The sequence below is a fragment of the Streptantibioticus rubrisoli genome (assembly GCF_024436055.1).
Classification (GTDB): Bacteria; Actinomycetota; Actinomycetes; order Streptomycetales; family Streptomycetaceae; genus Streptantibioticus_A; species Streptantibioticus_A rubrisoli.
Genome location: NZ_JANFNH010000061.1, coordinates 1 through 17,212, shown reverse-complemented (window position 1 = coordinate 17,212; position 17,212 = coordinate 1). Strand labels below are relative to the sequence as shown.

Genomic DNA, 17,212 nt, shown 5'->3' with positions numbered 1-17,212 from the left:
TCAGGAACGTCCGAATTCGTTGTTGATGATGTCGAAGATGTCTTCGGCGGAGGCCGATTCCAGTTCGCTGTCGTCGCCGTCGCCCGCGGCCGCGCTCTCCACCTCGTGCCAGGTCCGGAGCAGCTTCTCCAGGCGCGCGGTGACGCTGGCGCGTGCCGCGGGGTCGTCGGTCGAGACGGAGGACAGGACGAATTCCAGCTTGTCGATCTCGGCGAGCGCGGGAAGCGTCTGCGGTGTCTCGTCGCCGACGATCTCGGCCCGCAGGTGCTCGGCGAGGGCGTTGGGCGTCGGGTAGTCGAAAACCAGGCTGGCGGGCAGTCGCAGTCCGGTCGCCGCGTTCAGCCGGTTGCGCAGTTCGACGGCGGTGAGCGAGTCGAATCCCAACTCCTTGAACGCCCGGCCCGCTTCGACCTCCGCGGTGCCGCTGTGGCCGAGCACGGCGGAGGCTTCCGTCCGTACCAGGTCCAGCAGCAGACGTTCCGCTTCGGCACCGGAGAGCCCGGACAGCCGGTCGGACAGCGACTCGGTCCGCTGCGGTACGGAGTCGGTGCCGGCCGTCAACGCGTCGCGGACCTCGGGCAGGTCGGCGATCAGCGGACGCGGCCGGGCGGCCGTGAACGCCGGGGCGAACCGGGACCAGTCGACATCGGCGACGGTCAGCGTCGTCTCGTCGCGGTCAAGTGCCCGCTGCAGCGCAGTGATCGACAACTCGGGGGCCATCACGGGCAGGCCACGGCGGCGCAGTTGCTCCGCCGCCTCCTCGTCGGCCACCAGCCCACCGTCCGCCCACGGACCCCAGGCAATGGAGGTCGCCTTGAGCCCACGCGCCCGGCGCTGCTCGGCGAGCGCGTCGAGGTAGGCGTTGCCCGCCGCGTAGGCGGCCTGGCCGCCGCTGCCCCAGACTCCGGCGATGGACGAGAACAGCACGAACGCGTCCAGCGAGTCGTCCGGGAACAACGCGTCGAGGTGCGCCGCACCCGCGACCTTGGCCGCCACCACCTCGGCGACCTCGGCCGGGCCGGTCTGCGTGAGCGGCGCGAACTGCCCGGCACCGGCGGCGTGTACCACGGCCGTGACGGGCGGCACCCGGTCGAGCAGCCCGGCGAGCGCGTCCCGGTCGGTGACATCGCACGCGGCGATCGTGACTTCGACGCCCAACGCGGTCAGCTCGGCCGCCAGCGCTTCGGCGCCCGGCGCCCGCGTACCGCGACGGCTGGTGAGCACCAGGTGCTCGGCGCCGTTTCCGGCCAGCCAGCGGGCCACATGTGCGCCCAGCGCGCCGGTGCCCCCGGTCACCAACACCGTGCCGCGCGGCCGCCACCCGCTGGTGGTGTCCGTCCCGGCCCGCTCGGCGTGCACGACACGCCGGGCGAGCACGCCCGGGGTACGCACCGCCAGTTGGTCCTCGTCGCCAAGTCCACCCAGTACGGCGGCGAACCGTGCGGCGTCCCGTCCGTCGAGGGCCTCCGGCAGGTCGACCAGACCACCCCAGCGCTCGGGATGCTCCAACGCCACCACCCGGCCGAGTCCCCACACCTGCGCCTGCGCGGCGTTGCGCAGCCGATCCGAGGCCGCCGTCGCGACCGCGCCCGTCGTCACGCACCACAACGGCGCGTTGACGCCCGCCTCGCCCAACCCCCGCACCAAACCGGTGGTGAGCAGCAGCCCGGTGGGCACCTGCGCGTACTCCGGATGCGGCCGCTCGTCCAGCGCCAGCAGGGACAGCACGCCGTTCGCCGACTGTCCGGCGAGCGCCTCACCCAGCCGTTGCGGAAGCGTGTCGGCGGCCACGTCGGCGGCGGTCAAGGTGATCTGCCGTACGTCCGCGCCGCGTTCGGCCAACGCGGCCAGCGTGTCGCGCACCAGCGCGTCGTCGGTGTGCTCGGCGGGTACGACCGCCAGCCACACTCCGGAGAGCTGGGTGACCGTGGGATCGGACAGCCGCTTCCACGCCACGCGGTAACGCCAGCCGTCAACGGTCGACTGTTCGCGCCGCTGCCGACGCCACGCGGACAGCGCGGGGAGCACCGTGCTCAACGGCTGATCCGAATCGATCGCCAACTCGCTGGTGAGGGTGGCGAGATCGGAGTTCTCGACGGCCTCCCAGAAGCGAGCATCCTCGGTGTCGTCCGACGTGACGTGCTCCGTCGGCCGGATGTCGTCCAGCCAGTAGCGCTGGTGCTGGAAGGCGTAGGTGGGCAGGTCGACGCGCCGGGCGCCGGTTCCGGCGTAGTACGCCTGCCAGTCCGGGCTCACACCGTTGACGTGCAGGGTGGCCACGGCGGTGGTCACGGCCTCGGGTTCCGGGCGTCCAGCGCGCAGTACGGGGACGAACACGGCACCGTCTTCCGTAACGCACTCTTGCGCCATGGCGGACAGCACGCCGTCCGGGCCGAGCTCGACATACGTCGTCACGCCTTCGGCCTCCAGCGCGCGGATGCCGTCAAGGAACCGCACGGCCTCGCGCACGTGCCGGACCCAGAAATCAGGCAGGCACATCTCCTCGGCGGTCACCAACGTGCCAGTCAGGTTGGACACGATCGGGATGCGCGGGGCCTGGTAGGACAGGCCCTCGGCCACCTTGCGGAAGTCGGCCAGCATGCCGTCCATGTGAGCCGAGTGGAAGGCATGGCTGACAGTCAGGCGCTTGGTCTTACGCCCCCGCTCCTCAAAACCCGCGGCGATCTCCAACACCGTCGGCTCATCACCCGCGATCACCACCGACGTAGGACCGTTGACCGCCGCGATGTCAACCCGATCGGTCAACACGGCAGCCACCTCGTCCTCCGTCGCCTGCACGGCCACCATCGCGCCGCCACCGGGAAGCTCCTGCATCAGACGACCACGAGCCGCAACCAACGCGCATGCGTCCGCCAGCGACAACACTCCAGAAACGTGTGCCGCCACCAACTCACCAATCGAGTGCCCGGCCAAGAAGTCAGGCTTCAGGCCCCACGACTCCAGCAGCCGGAACAGCGCCACTTCGATGGCGAACAACGCAGGCTGCGTGTAGGCCGTCTGGTTCAGCAAGGCACTGTCGTCACCGAACAGCACGTCGTACAACGGCCGTTCAAGGCGCGCGGCCAACTCGGCGACCACCGCGTCCAACGCATCCGCGAACACCGGATACGCCGCATACAACTCCCGACCCATACCGAGCCGCTGACTGCCCTGCCCCGTGAACAGGAACGCGGTGCGTCCGTCGTTGGCCACGCCCTGGATCAGTGCTGGGGCGGACTCGCTCCGTGTCAACGCTTCCAGGCCGCTGAGGAGTTCGGTACGGTCCCGGCCCACCACGACCGCCCGCTGTTCCAGGGCGGTACGTGCTGTGGCCAGCGAGTACCCGATGTCGGTGGCGGCCACACCCGGGTTGGCAACCAGGTGTGCCCGCAGCCGCTCGGCCTGGGCGCGTAGTGCGTCGGCGCCCTTGGCGGACAGGGTCCAGGACTGCACGGCGGGCGGTGCCGTGGGCTGCTCTTGGGCCGTGTCGTCCGCGGGGGCCTGTTCCAGGACGGTGTGCGCGTTGGTGCCGCTGAAGCCGAAGGAGGAGACGGCTGCCCTACGCGGTCCCTGCGTCTCCGGCCACGGCACGGCCTCGGTCAGTAGCGCGATCTCACCGGCCGCCCAGTCCACGTGCGGCGTCGGCTCATCCACGTGCAGCGTCTGCGGCAGCAGACCGTGCCGCATCGCCAGCACCATCTTGATGACCCCGGCCACACCAGCCGCCGCCTGCGTATGACCGATGTTCGACTTGATCGAACCCAGGTACAGCGGCCGACCCTCAGGCCGGTCCTGCCCGTACGTGGCCAGCAACGCCTGCGCCTCGATCGGGTCACCCAACGTGGTACCCGTACCGTGCGCCTCCACCGCGTCCACATCCACAGCCGAAAGACCTGCGGACGCCAACGCCTGCCGAATCACCCGCTGCTGCGACGGACCATTAGGCGCCGTAAGGCCGTTACTCGCACCATCCTGGTTGATCGCACTACCCCGCACCACCGCCAACACCGGGTGACCATTGCGCCGGGCGTCCGACAGCCGCTCCACCAGCAGCATGCCGACGCCTTCGCCCCACCCCGTGCCATCCGCACCCGCGGCGAACGCCTTGACTCGCCCGTCCTCCGCCAAACCACGCTGGCGGCTGAACTCGATGAAGGCACCCGGTGAGGACATCACCGTCACACCACCGGCCAACGCCAGCTCACACTCACCGTTGCGCAGCGCCTGGATCGCCCAGTGCAGCGCCACCAGCGAGGACGAGCAAGCGGTGTCGACCGTGACCGCCGGGCCTTCCAGGCCGAAGACATACGCGAGGCGACCGGAGACGACGCTGGCCGCGTTGCCGGTGCCGAGATATCCCTCGATGCCATCCGGTACGGCCTGCAGGAACGAGTCGTAGTCCTGGCCGTTCGAGCCGACGAAGACACCGGCCTGACTACCGCGCAACGCCACCGGATCGATCCCGGCCCGCTCGAAGACCTCCCACGAGGTTTCCAGCAGCAGCCGCTGCTGCGGGTCCATCGCCAACGCCTCACGCGGCGAGATACCGAAGAAGGCCGGGTCGAAGTCGGCCACGTCGTAGAGGAATCCGCCGCCGCGCGCATAGAACGTGCCCTGCTTCTCCGGGTCGGAGTCGTAGAGCCGTGCGAGGTCCCAGCCACGGTCGGTCGGGAAGTCCCCGATCGCGTCGCCGCCGGAGACCAGCAGCTGCCACAGTTCTTCTGGGCTGCGCACACCCCCGGGGAAACGGCAGCTCATCGCCACGATCGCGATCGGATCGTCATCCACTGCCTGCGAGACCGGACCTGCGACGGCGGTCTGCGCGCCCACCAGTTCTGACCGCAGGAAGCCCGCGAGCGCGGAGGCGGTCGGGTAGTCGAAGACCAGCGTCGCCGGGAGGTCCACACCCGTGGCGGCGCCAAGGCGGTTGCGCAGTTCCACGGCGGTGAGCGAGTCGAAGCCCAACTCCTTGAACGCCCGGTCCGCCTCGATCGACGCGGAGCCGCTGTGCCCGAGCACCGCGGAGACATGGGTACGCACCAGGTCCAGCAGCATGCGGTCCTGTTCCGTACCGGACAGCCCAGCTAGCCGTTCCGCCACCGACGACCCGGCATTCGCGGGCGTTGTGGCTTCCTTGCTGGCCAACGCACGCTGGGCTTCCGGAAGTTCGCCGATCAGCGGGCTCGGACGGACGGCGCCAAGACCGGGGGCCAGTCGCTCCCAGTCGAAGTCCGAGACGGTCAGCGTCGGCTCGCCCAGTTCGACGGCCTGGCGCAGTGCGCGGATCGCCAACTCCGGTGCCATCGGCGGCACACCGCCGCGCCGCATCCGCTGTTCGATCTCGCCGTCCGCCGCCATGCCCGCTGCCCAGGCGCCCCAGGCGATGGAGGTCGCGGGCAGCCCGTCGGCGCGGCGCTGTTCGGCCAGCGCGTCCAAGTAGGCGTTAGCAGCGGCGTAGTTGGCCTGGCCGGTGCTGCCGAGCGTGCCGCTGATCGACGAGAAGAGCACGAAGGCGGAGAGGTCGTGGTCGCGGGTGAGTTCGTGCAGGTTGTGGGCGGAGACTGCCTTGGCGCGCAGCACGGTGGCGAAGCGCTCGGGGGTGAGCGCGTCGAGGACGCCGTCGTCCAGGACGCCTGCGGTGTGCAGTACGGCGGTCAGTGGGTGCTCGGTCGGGATGGTGGTGAGGAGTTCGGCGAGGGCGTGGCGGTCGGCCGCGTCGCAGGCCGCGATCGTGACCCGGGCTCCGGTGGCGGTCAACTCGGCGTGGAGTTCGGCCGCTCCGGGGGCGTCCATGCCTCGTCGGCTGGTGAGCAGGACGTGCTCGGCACCGTTGGCCACCAGCCAGCGGGCGACCTCGGCACCCAACGCACCTGTGCCGCCGGTGACCAGCACCGTACCGGTCGGCGTCCACGGGTTGCCCTCGGCGCCGTCCTGCGAGGCGCGGACGAGCCTGCGGCCAAAGGTTCCGGCCGGGCGTACCGCGACCTGGTCCTCGTCGCCAATCCCCGCCAGCACGGAGGCCAGACGGCCCGCGGTCCGTTCGTCCAGGGTTTCGGGCAGGTCCACCAGACCACCCCACCGCCCCGGCAACTCCATCGCGGCAACCCTGCCGAGCCCCCAGACGGCGGCCTGATCAGCGCTGGCCAACCGATCGGAGCGACCCACGCACACCGCGCCCCGCGTCACACACCACAGCGGTGCGTCGACTCCGGCGTCGCCCAGCGCCTGCGTCAGCAACGCGGTGGCCACGACGGCTGTCGGCTCGTCCAGGGCGAGCAGTGACAGCACGCCGTTCGCTTCTGCGGTTTCGGTTTCGGCTTCGGTGACGTGTGTTGCCAGTTCGGAGCGGGTGGTGTTGGCGGCGTCGATGGTGATGTGTTGGACGTCGACGCCCTTGGTGGACAGGGCCTGGGTGATGGTGGTGACCAGTTCGTCGTCGGCCTTGCTCGTGGGGACGACGAGCAGCCAGGTTCCGGTCAGTGCCTGCGTGGGGCGCTCGGTGAGCGGCTTCCACGTCACCCGGTACCGCCAGCCGTCCACCGCCGACCGCTCACGCTGCTGTCGACGCCACGCCGACAGCGCCGGTAGCACGGCTTCCAGTGCGCTGTCTTCTGCGGTGTCCACGTCGAGAGTGGCAGCCAGAGACGCCAGGTCCTCGCGCTCGATGGCTTCCCAGAAGCGGGCGTCCACCGAGTCGGCGATGGCCGGGGTGGCCTGGGCCGGTGAGGTGGGGCTCTCCAGCCAGTAGCGCTGACGCTGGAAGGCATACGTGGGTAGGTCAACGCGGCGGGCACCGGTGCCGGTGAAGTACGACTTCCAGTGCACGGACACGCCGTTGACGTGCGCCTGAGCCAGGGCGGCAGTCACGGTTTCGGGCTCGGAGCGGTCCCGTCGCAGTGCGGCGGTGAAGGTCGCGGCACCGGATTGCGTGACGCAGTCCTGTGCCATTGCCGACAGCACGCCGTCCGGGCCCAGTTCGATGTACGTCGTGACGCCCTCGGCCTCCAGGGCGCGGATGCCGTCGAGGAACCGGACGGCCTGGCGCACGTGGCGGGTCCAGTAGTCGGGGGTGCGGATCTCCTCGGGGGCGACCAGGGCGCCGGTGAGGGTGGAGACGATCGGGATGCGGGGGTCGTCAAACGACAATCCCGCCGCCACCTCATGGAAGGCGTCCAGCATGCCGTCCATGTGCGGGGAATGGAACGCGTGGCTGACGGTCAGGCGCTTGGCCTTACGGCCCTGCGCCTCAAAACCAGAAGCGATCTCCATAACTGCGGACTCATCGCCCGCGATGACGACAGATGTGGGGCCGTTGATCGCGGCGATGCTCACGCCCTCGACCAGCAGCGGCGTAACCTCCTCCTCCGAGGCCTGGATGGCTACCATCGCGCCGCCGCCGGGGAGTTCCTGCATCAGGCGGCCACGCGCCGCCACCAACGCACACGCGTCATCCAGCGACAACACACCCGCCACATGCGCAGCGGCCAACTCGCCAATGGAATGCCCGGCCAGGAAGTCCGGCCGCAGCCCCCACGACTCAACGAGCCGGAAAAGCGCCACCTCAACCGCGAACAGCGCGGGCTGGGTGTAGGCGGTCTGATCCAGCAGGCCACCATCAACCCCGAAAATCACATCCCGCAGCGGCATCTCAAACCGCTCACACACCGCGTCCAGCGCCTCAGCGAAGACGGGGTAGGCCTCGTAGAGTTCGCGGCCCATTCCGATGCGCTGGCTGCCCTGCCCGGTGAACAGGAACGCCACCTTGCCACCGACCGGCGAACCCTGGACCACACCAGCCGTCTCACGGCCCTGGGCCACAGCCTCCAGCCCGGCCAGCAACTCCTCCCGGCCGTGGGCGACGACCACCGCACGGTCCTCAAAGACCGCACGACCGACCGCCAACGAGAAACCCACATCAACCAGCCCAGCACCACCATCAGCCAGCACATGAACGCGAAGCCGCCGGGCCTGCTCCCGCAACGCCTCCCCACCCTTGGCCGACAGAACCACCGGCACCACCGGCGGAGTGACCGCCTGCGTGGCCGGAATGTCCGTCTCGGGGGCCTGTTCGATGATCGTGTGCGCGTTGGTACCACTGATACCGAACGAGGACACACCCGCCCGGCGCGGCCGGTTGGCCTGCGGCCAGGGCCGGGACTGCGTCAACAGTGACACAGCCCCCTGGGACCACTCGATCTTCCGCGACGGCTCGTCCACATGCAGGGTCTGCGGCAGCACACCATGCCGCATCGCCATCACCATCTTGATCACACCGGCCACCCCCGCGGCCGCCTGGGTATGGCCGATGTTCGACTTGATCGAACCCAGGTAGAGCGGCTGGCCCTCGGGACGGTCCTGCCCGTAGGTGGCGATCAGCGCCTGCGCCTCGATCGGATCACCCAGCGTGGTACCGGTACCGTGCGCCTCCACGGCGTCAACCTCGGACGCCGAAAGGCCAGCGGACGCCAACGCCTGCCGGATCACCCGCTGCTGCGACGGGCCATTAGGCGCGGTCAGCCCGTTGCTCGCACCGTCCTGGTTGATCGCACTACCCCGCACCACCGCCAACACCGGGTGACCATTCCTGCGGGCATCGGACAGCCGCTCCACCAGCAGCATGCCAACACCCTCACCCCACCCCGTACCATCCGCCGCCTCGGCGAACGACTTGCACCGGCCGTCCACCGACAACCCACGCTGACGGCTGAAGTCAATGAACGTCTCCGGCGTGGCCATCACCGCCACACCACCAGCCAACGCCATCGAACACTCGCCCTGGCGAAGGGCTTGGATCGCCCAGTGCAGCGCGACCAACGAGGACGAGCACGCCGTGTCGACGGTCACGGCCGGGCCTTCGAGGCCGAGGGTGTAGGCGACGCGGCCGGAGGCGATACTGCCCGCGTTACCGGTACCGATATAGCCCTCAACGCCTTCGGGGAACTCCGCCAGGCCCGCGAGGTAGTCGTGGTACATCACCCCCGCGAACACACCCGTGCGGCTACCCCGCATCGACACCGGGTCGATACCCGCCCGCTCGAACGCCTCCCACGAGGTTTCCAGCAGCAACCGCTGCTGCGGATCCATCGCCAACGCCTCACGCGGCGAAATCCCGAAGAACCCCGGATCGAACTCGCCCGCACCATGCAAGAACCCACCCTCACGCGTGTACGACGTACCCGCATGATCCGGATCCGGGTGATACAACCGCTCCAGATCCCAGCCACGATCCACCGGGAACCCGGAAACCCCATCCCCACCCGACAGCACCAACTGCCACAAATCCTCAGGCGACTGCACACCACCAGGGAACCGACAACTCATCCCCACAATCGCAATGAGGTCATCCTCGACCGACGCCGACACATCACGACGCGTCGCGACAACGGCCTGCGGCTCGTCCGCGCCCACCAGCTCATCGCGCAGGAACCGGGCCAGGTCCGCAGGAGTCGGATAATCGAAGACCAACGTAGCCGGAAGCCGCAGCCCCGTGACCGTCTTCAGATCGTTGCGCAGCTCCACCGCCGTCAGCGAGTCAAAACCCAACTCCTTGAAGGCGCGGCCTGCTTCGACTGCCTCCGGTCCGGCGTAACCCAACACTGCCGCGACCCGGACGCAGACCAGTTCCACCAGGGTGCGGTCCCGCTCGTCCTGGTCCATGCTGACGAGTCGCTGCGCCAGCGAGTTGCCATCTGCCGCGCCATCTGCGGCAACGGCACGGCGTATCGGCGTCCGCACCAGGCCACGCAACAGCGCCGGTACGACACCGGTCGCCGCGGCCTCCGCGCGCAACGCGGCGAGGTCGAGCCGCATCGGTAGCAGGACGGCCTGGTCCACCGCGCCAGCGGCATCGAAGAGCGCCAAGCCTTCGTCGGAGGACAAGGGGGCGACACCACCGCGTGTGATGCGGCGCAGATCCACCTCGTCCAGGCTGCCGGTCATGCCGCTGGCCTGCGCCCACAGGCCCCACGCCAACGCGGTGGCAGGCAGACCTTCCGCACGCCGCCGCTGCGCCAACGCCTCCAAGAACGCGTTCGCCGCCGCGTAACTCCCCTGCCCTGCAGCACCGAACGCCGCAGCCGCACCAGAGAACAACACAAACGCCCGCAGACCAGCATCCCGCGTCAACTCATGCAGATGCAGCGCCGCATCCACCTTCGGACGCAACACCCCGTCCACCCGCTCCGGCGTCAACGACGAAACCACACCGTCATCCAACACACCCGCGGCATGCACCACGCCCACCAACGGACGCTCCACCGGCACCGAACCCAGCAGACCCGCCAACGCCTCCCGGTCAGCCACATCACACGCCACCAACTCAGCCCGGGCACCCAACTCGCGCAGCTCCGCCAGCAGTTCTGCTGCACCATCAGCGTCCAGCCCACGCCGACTGGTCAGCAGCAGGTGCCGAACGCCGTGCTCGACCACCAGGTGCCGGGCGACCAGACCACCCAGCGTGCCCGTGGCACCGGTGACCAGCACCGTGCCCTCACCATCGAAGACACCCGGCGCGTCCGCGTCCCCGCTCACCGGCACACGTACAAGACGTGGCGCACGCACCACACCACCGCGCACCGCCAACTCCGGCTCGTCCAGCGACAGGAGGTTCAGGGCATCCTGCGGTACCGCGTTCTCGTCGATGTCGAGCAGTACCAGGCGGCCGGGGTTCTCCGACTGCGCCGAGCGGAACAGCCCCCTCGCAGCCGCAAACGCCAGATCCCGAACCCCTTCACCCGGAACCGCCTCCACAGCACCCCGAGTGACCAACACCAAACGCGAATCAGCGAACCGCTCATCCGCCAACCACGCCTGGAGCAAACCCAACACACGATGCGTAGCACCCCGGACCGCGTCAGCGGAGGCCTCGGACGTCTGCGAGCCGCAGTCGATCAGTACGTTGTCGGGAACGGGCGACGCCCCGGAGGCAACGGCCTTGGCCAGGTCCGCCCACTCCTCCAGACCGCCCACGACGGCCCACTGGTCGCGTGTCGTCTCCCGAGCAGCGGGCGCCGGGACCGGGGTCCACTCCAACTGGAAGAGTGACTCATGATGTCCGGCACCGGCGGCGGCTCGTACCTGCTCAGCCGAAGCCGCACGCAACGCCACCGAGTCAACGGACGCCACCAACTGACCGGAACCATCAGCCACCAGCAGCGACACCGCACCCGGCCGCAGCTCGGAAAGCCGCACCCGAAGCGTCGAGGCCCCCACCGCGTACAGCGAGACACCACTCCACGCGAACGGCAACAGTGCTTCGGAGGTCGACTGCGCCGAGTCCTGGGCCAGACCAAGCGAGTGGAGCGCGGCGTCGAGCAGTGCGGGGTGCAGCCCGTACTCGCCCGCCTCCTCCCGCGCCTCCTGCGGCAACGCGACCTCGGCGAACAGATCACCATCCCGCCGCCACACCGCACGAAGCCCACGAAAGACCGGCCCATACGCCAGACCAGCCTCCGCCAACTCCCCATACAACCCATCAACCGCAACCGGCACCGCACCCTGCGGCGGCCACACCGCCAAATCCCCGCCAACCGGCACCACACCAGGAGCCAACACACCCGTGGCATGCCGCACCCACGGCTCACCCGCCACCGCATCACGCCGCCGCGAATGCACCGCAAAACCCCGACGCCCCGACGCGTCCGCAGCCTCCACCACCAACTGCAACCGCACACCCACACCGGAAGGAAGCACCAACGGCGCCTCCAACGTCAGCTCCTCAAGCCGCTCCACCCCCACCGCAGCACCCGCATGAACCGCCAACTCCACAAACGCCGTACCCGGCAACAACACCGAGCCCAACACCACATGATCCGCAACCCACCCACGCGAACCAGCAGACAACACACCCGTAAACAGGAAACCACCACTACCAGCCAACCCCACCGCAGCACCCAGCAACGGATGACCAGCAACACCCAAACCGATCGACTCCGGGTCACCGCTCGTCACAGCAGCAACGTCCGGCCAAAAGCGCTGCCGCTGGAAGGCATACGTGGGCAGATCCACCCGGCGTGCCGTGGTTCCGGCGAAGAAGGAGGCCCAGTCAACGGCTATGCCACGCACGAAGGAATGGGCCAGGGCAGCGGTCAGCGACTCCGCCTCGGACCGGTCGCGACGCAGCACGGGAACGAACACCGCGTCCTCGACCGTGACGCACTCCTGCGCCATGGCCGACAACACACCATCCGGGCCGAGCTCGACGAACGTCGCCACACCCTCGGCCTCCAACACCCGCATACCATCGAGGAACCGGACCGCCTCACGCACATGGCGCACCCAGAACTCCGGGGCACAGATCTCCTCGGCGCAGACCACAGCACCGGTGAGGTTCGAGACGATCGGAATCCGCGGCGCCTCATACGACAAGCCCGCGGCCACCTCGCGGAACGCCTCCAACATGCCGTCCATACGCGGCGAATGGAACGCATGGCTGACGGTCAGACGCTTGGTCTTACGACCCCGCGCCTCGAAACCGGAAGCGATCTCCAACACGGCGGACTCGTCACCCGCGATCACCACCGACGACGGCCCATTGATCGCAGCAATGCTCACGCCCCCAACCAGCAGCGGGACGACCTCGTCCTCGGACGCCTGCACCGCCACCATCGCCCCACCGCTGCACGGCAGCTCCTGCATCAAACGGCCACGAGCCGCCACCAACGCACACGCATCATCCAGCGACAACACACCCGCCACATGCGCCGCAGCCAGCTCACCGATCGAGTGCCCAGCCAGGAAGTCAGGCCGCAGCCCCCACGACTCCACCAACCGGAACAACGCCACCTCAACCGCGAACAACGCAGGCTGCGTGTAAACCGTCTGATCCAACAACCCGGCATCCGACCCGAACACCACGTCATACAACGGCCGCTCAAGATGCCCATCCAGCACCGCGCACACCGCATCCAACGCATCCGCGAACACCGGATACGCCGCATACAACTCACGACCCATACCCAGCCGCTGACTGCCCTGACCAGTGAACAGGAACGCCAACTTCCCACCCACCAGCGAACCCTCAACCACACCAGAGGCACTACGACCCTCAGCCAGCGCCTCCAGCCCACCCAGCAACCCATCCCGGTCACCAGCGACCACAGCCGCACGCCGATCCAGCCCGGCGCGGCCGGCGGCTAGCGAGTACGCGATGTCGACCGACGCCAGTTCAGGCTGCGCGGAGATGTGCAGGTGGAGGCGCTCAGCCTGCTCCCGTAGTCCTGCCTCGCTCTTTGCCGAGAGCACATACGGCAGTACGGGGAACTCAACACCGTCATCCGCCGTGATGTCGTCGTCCGGTTCCGGGGCCTGCTCGATGATCGTGTGTGCGTTGGTACCGCTGATACCGAACGAGGACACACCGGCTCGGCGCGGTTGTCCGGTCTCCGGCCACGGCACCGACTCCGTCAGCAGCGAGACCGCACCCGTCGACCAGTCCACATGCGGCGTCGGCTCATCCACATGCAGGGTGCGCGGCAACACACCATGCCGCATCGCCAACACCATCTTGATCACACCGGCCACACCAGCCGCCGCCTGCGTATGACCGATGTTCGACTTGATCGAACCAAGCCACAGCGGCCGCTCCCCGACCCGATCCTGCCCATACGTGGCCAGCAACGCCTGCGCCTCGATCGGATCACCCAACGTGGTACCCGTACCGTGCGCCTCCACCGCGTCCACATCCACAGCCGAAAGACCAGCAGACGCCAACGCCTGCCGAATCACCCGCTGCTGCGACGGACCATTAGGCGCCGTAAGGCCGTTACTCGCACCATCCTGGTTGATGGCACTACCACGCACCACCGCCAGCACCGGGTGGCCATTGCGACGAGCGTCCGACAGCCGCTCCACCAGCAGCATGCCAACACCCTCACCCCACCCCGTACCATCCGCACCCGCAGCGAAGGCTTTGATGCGCCCGTCCGCCGCAAGGCCGCGCTGACGGCTGAAGTCAACGAAGTTCTCGGGTGTGGTCATGACGGTCACACCGCCGACCAGGGCGAGGGAGCATTCGCCGTTACGGATGGCCTGTGCCGCCCAGTGCAGCGCGACCAGCGAGGACGAGCACGCGGTGTCGACGGTGACAGCCGGGCCTTCGAGGCCGAAGACGTAAGCGATGCGCCCGGAGACCACGCTGGCCGCGTTGCCCGTGCCGAGGTGGCCCTCAAGGCCCTCGGGGGCCTTCATCAGCAGTGAGAGGTAGTCCTGGCCGTTGGTGCCGATGAAGACACCGGCCTGGCTGCCGCGCAGGGTGTCGGGGTCGATGCCCGCGCGCTCGAAGGCCTCCCATGAGGTTTCCAGCAGCAGCCGCTGCTGCGGGTCCATCGCCAGCGCCTCACGCGGGCTGATCCCGAAGAACGACGCGTCGAACTGGGCAGCGTCGCCAAGGAAACCGCCTTCACGGGTGTATGTCTTACCGGCCTGGCCGGGGTCCGAGTCGTAGAGCGACTCGACGTCCCAGCCACGGTCGGTCGGAAACTCGGAAATGGCGTCTTCGCCGGAGACGAGCAGTCGCCACAGTTCCTCGGGCGACCGTACGCCGCCGGGGAAGCGGCAGCTCATCGACACGATCACGATCGGATCGTCATCGGCCGTCGTGGCAACGGCGCCCGACAGCGCGCCGCTCGCAGCGGTGTCCGCGCCCAGCAACTCTCCACGCAGGTAGGCCGCGAGAGCCGAAGCCGTCGGGTAGTCGTAGATCAATGTCGCCGGGAGCCGCAGGTCTGTCGCAGCACCGAGCCGGTTACGGAGTTCGACTGCGGTCAGCGAGTCGAAGCCGAGTTCCCGGAACGCACGACCCGCCTCGACATCGTTCGCGCCGTCGTGTCCGAGCACCGCCGCGACCTGCGTGCGGACCAAGTCCAGCAATTCCTTGTCGCGTTCCGCCTCGGTCAGTCCGGCCAACCGCTCGACCAGCGAGGTGGATTCGGTGGCCGAGCTGCGGAGGCTGACTGCCGCAGCCGCCGATTCCGGAAGAGATCCGGTGTTGCGTAGTTCCGCGAACAGGTTGCTGCGCCGTGCCGCCGTGATCGCGGGAACGAAGAGGTCCCAGTCGATGTCGGCGACGGTGACTGTCGCGTCGCCGTGCTCGATGGCCTGAGTCAGGGCGCGGATGGCCAACGCCGGTGCCATCGGCGGCATGCCTTCACGCCGTAGCCGCCGCTGGAGCACACCGTCGGCAGCCATGCCGCCGTCGGCCCAAGGCCCCCAGGCGATGGAGGTCGCGGGCAGCCCGTCGGCGCGGCGCTGTTCGGCCAGCGCGTCCAAGTAGGCGTTGGCAGCGGCGTAGTTGGTCTGCCCGGCGCCACCGACGGTGCCGCTCATGGACGAGAAGAGCACGAAGGCGGAGAGGTCGTGGTCGCGGGTGAGTTCGTGCAGGTTGTGGGCGGAGACTGCCTTGGCGCGCAGCACGGTGGCGAAGCGCTCGGGGGTGAGCGCGTCGAGGACGCCGTCGTCCAGGACGCCTGCGGTGTGCAGTACGGCGGTCAGTGGGTGCTCGGTCGGGATGGTGGTGAGGAGTTCGGCGAGGGCGTGGCGGTCGGCCGCGTCGCAGGCCGCGATCGTGACCCGGGCTCCGGTGGCGGTCAACTCGGCGTGGAGTTCGGCCGCTCCGGGGGCGTCCATGCCTCGTCGGCTGGTGAGCAGGACGTGCTCGGCACCGTTGGCCACCAGCCAGCGGGCGACCTCGGCACCCAACGCACCTGTGCCGCCGGTGACCAGCACCGTACCCTGCGGTTGCCATGTGGCAGTGCTGCACACCGCGCCAACTCCGGCGCGTACCAACCTGCGGCCGAAGACACCAGAGGCACGCACCGCCACCTGGTCCTCGCCGCCCAGGCCCGCCAGTACGTCCACCAGCCGCCCGGCAGCCCGCGCGTCCAGCACCTCGGGCAGGTCGACCAGGCCACCCCAGCGTTCCGGATACTCCAGTGCGACACCCCGGCCGAAGCCCCAGACCGCCGCCTGATTGACATCACGCAGCCGGTCGGACGCCAGAGTGGACACCGCACCCGACGTCACACACCACAGGGCCCCGGAGACACCCGCGTCATCCAGTGCCTGCACCAAAGTGGCGGAAGCGGTCAGGCCGTTCGGCTCGTCCAGGGCGAGCAGTGACAGCACGCCGTTCGCTTCTGCGGTTTCGGTTTCGGCTTCGGTGAGGTGTGTTGCCAGTTCGAAGCGGGTGGTGTTGGCGGCGTCGATGGTGATGTGTTGGACGTCGACGCCCTTGGTGGACAGCGTCTGGGTGATGGTGGTGACCAGTTCGTCGTCGGCCTTGCTCGCAGGGACCACGAGCAGCCAGGTTCCGGTCAGTGCCTGCGTGGGGCGCTCGGTGAGCGGCTTCCACGTCACCCGGTACCGCCAGCCGTCCACCGCCGACCGCTCACGCTGCTGTCGACGCCACGCCGACAGCGCGGGCGCCACGGCACTCATCGGCTGATCCGCATCCACGGCCAACTCGGCCGCGAGGGAGGACCAGTCGTCGCGCTCGATGGCTTCCCAGAAGCGGGCGTCCACCGAGTCGGCGATGGCCGGGGTGCCCTGGGCCGGTGAGGTGGGGCTCTCCAGCCAGTAGCGCTGACGCTGGAAGGCATACGTGGGCAGGTCGACGCGGCGGGCACCGGTGCCGGTGAAGTACGGCTTCCAGTCCACGGGCACGCCGTTGACGTGCGCCCGGGCCAGCGCGGCAGTCACGGTTTCGGGCTCGGAGCGGTCCCGTCGCAGTGCGGCGGTGAAGGTCGCGGCACCGGATTGCGTGACGCAGTCCTGCGCCATCGCCGACAGCACACCGTCCGGGCCCAGTTCGATGTACGTCGTGACGCCCTCGGCCTCCAGGGCGCGGATGCCGTCGAGGAACCGAACGGCCTGGCGCACGTGGCGGGTCCAGTAGTCGGGGGTGCGGATCTCCTCGGGGGCGACCAGGGCGCCGGTGAGGGTGGAGACGATCGGGATGCGGGGGGCCTGGTAGGTGAGGCTGGCGGCCACCTCGTGGAAGGCGTCCAGCATGCCGTCCATGTGCGGGGAATGGAACGCGTGGCTGACGGTCAGGCGCTTGGCCTTACGGCCCTGCGACTCAAAGCCCGCAGCGATCTCCATAACTGCGGACTCATCGCCCGCGATGACGACAGATGTGGGGCCGTTGATCGCGGCGATGCTCACGCCCTCGACCAGCAGCGGCGTAACCTCCTCCTCCGAGGCCTGGATGGCTACC

Annotated in this window: 1 protein-coding gene; it reads right to left on the bottom strand. The window is 69.1% G+C overall.

From position 1 onward, the window contains the following. Positions 1-17,212 (bottom strand): type I polyketide synthase (locus NON19_RS30740; RefSeq protein WP_255932464.1); only part of this gene is annotated, 17,212 nt, incomplete at its 5' end.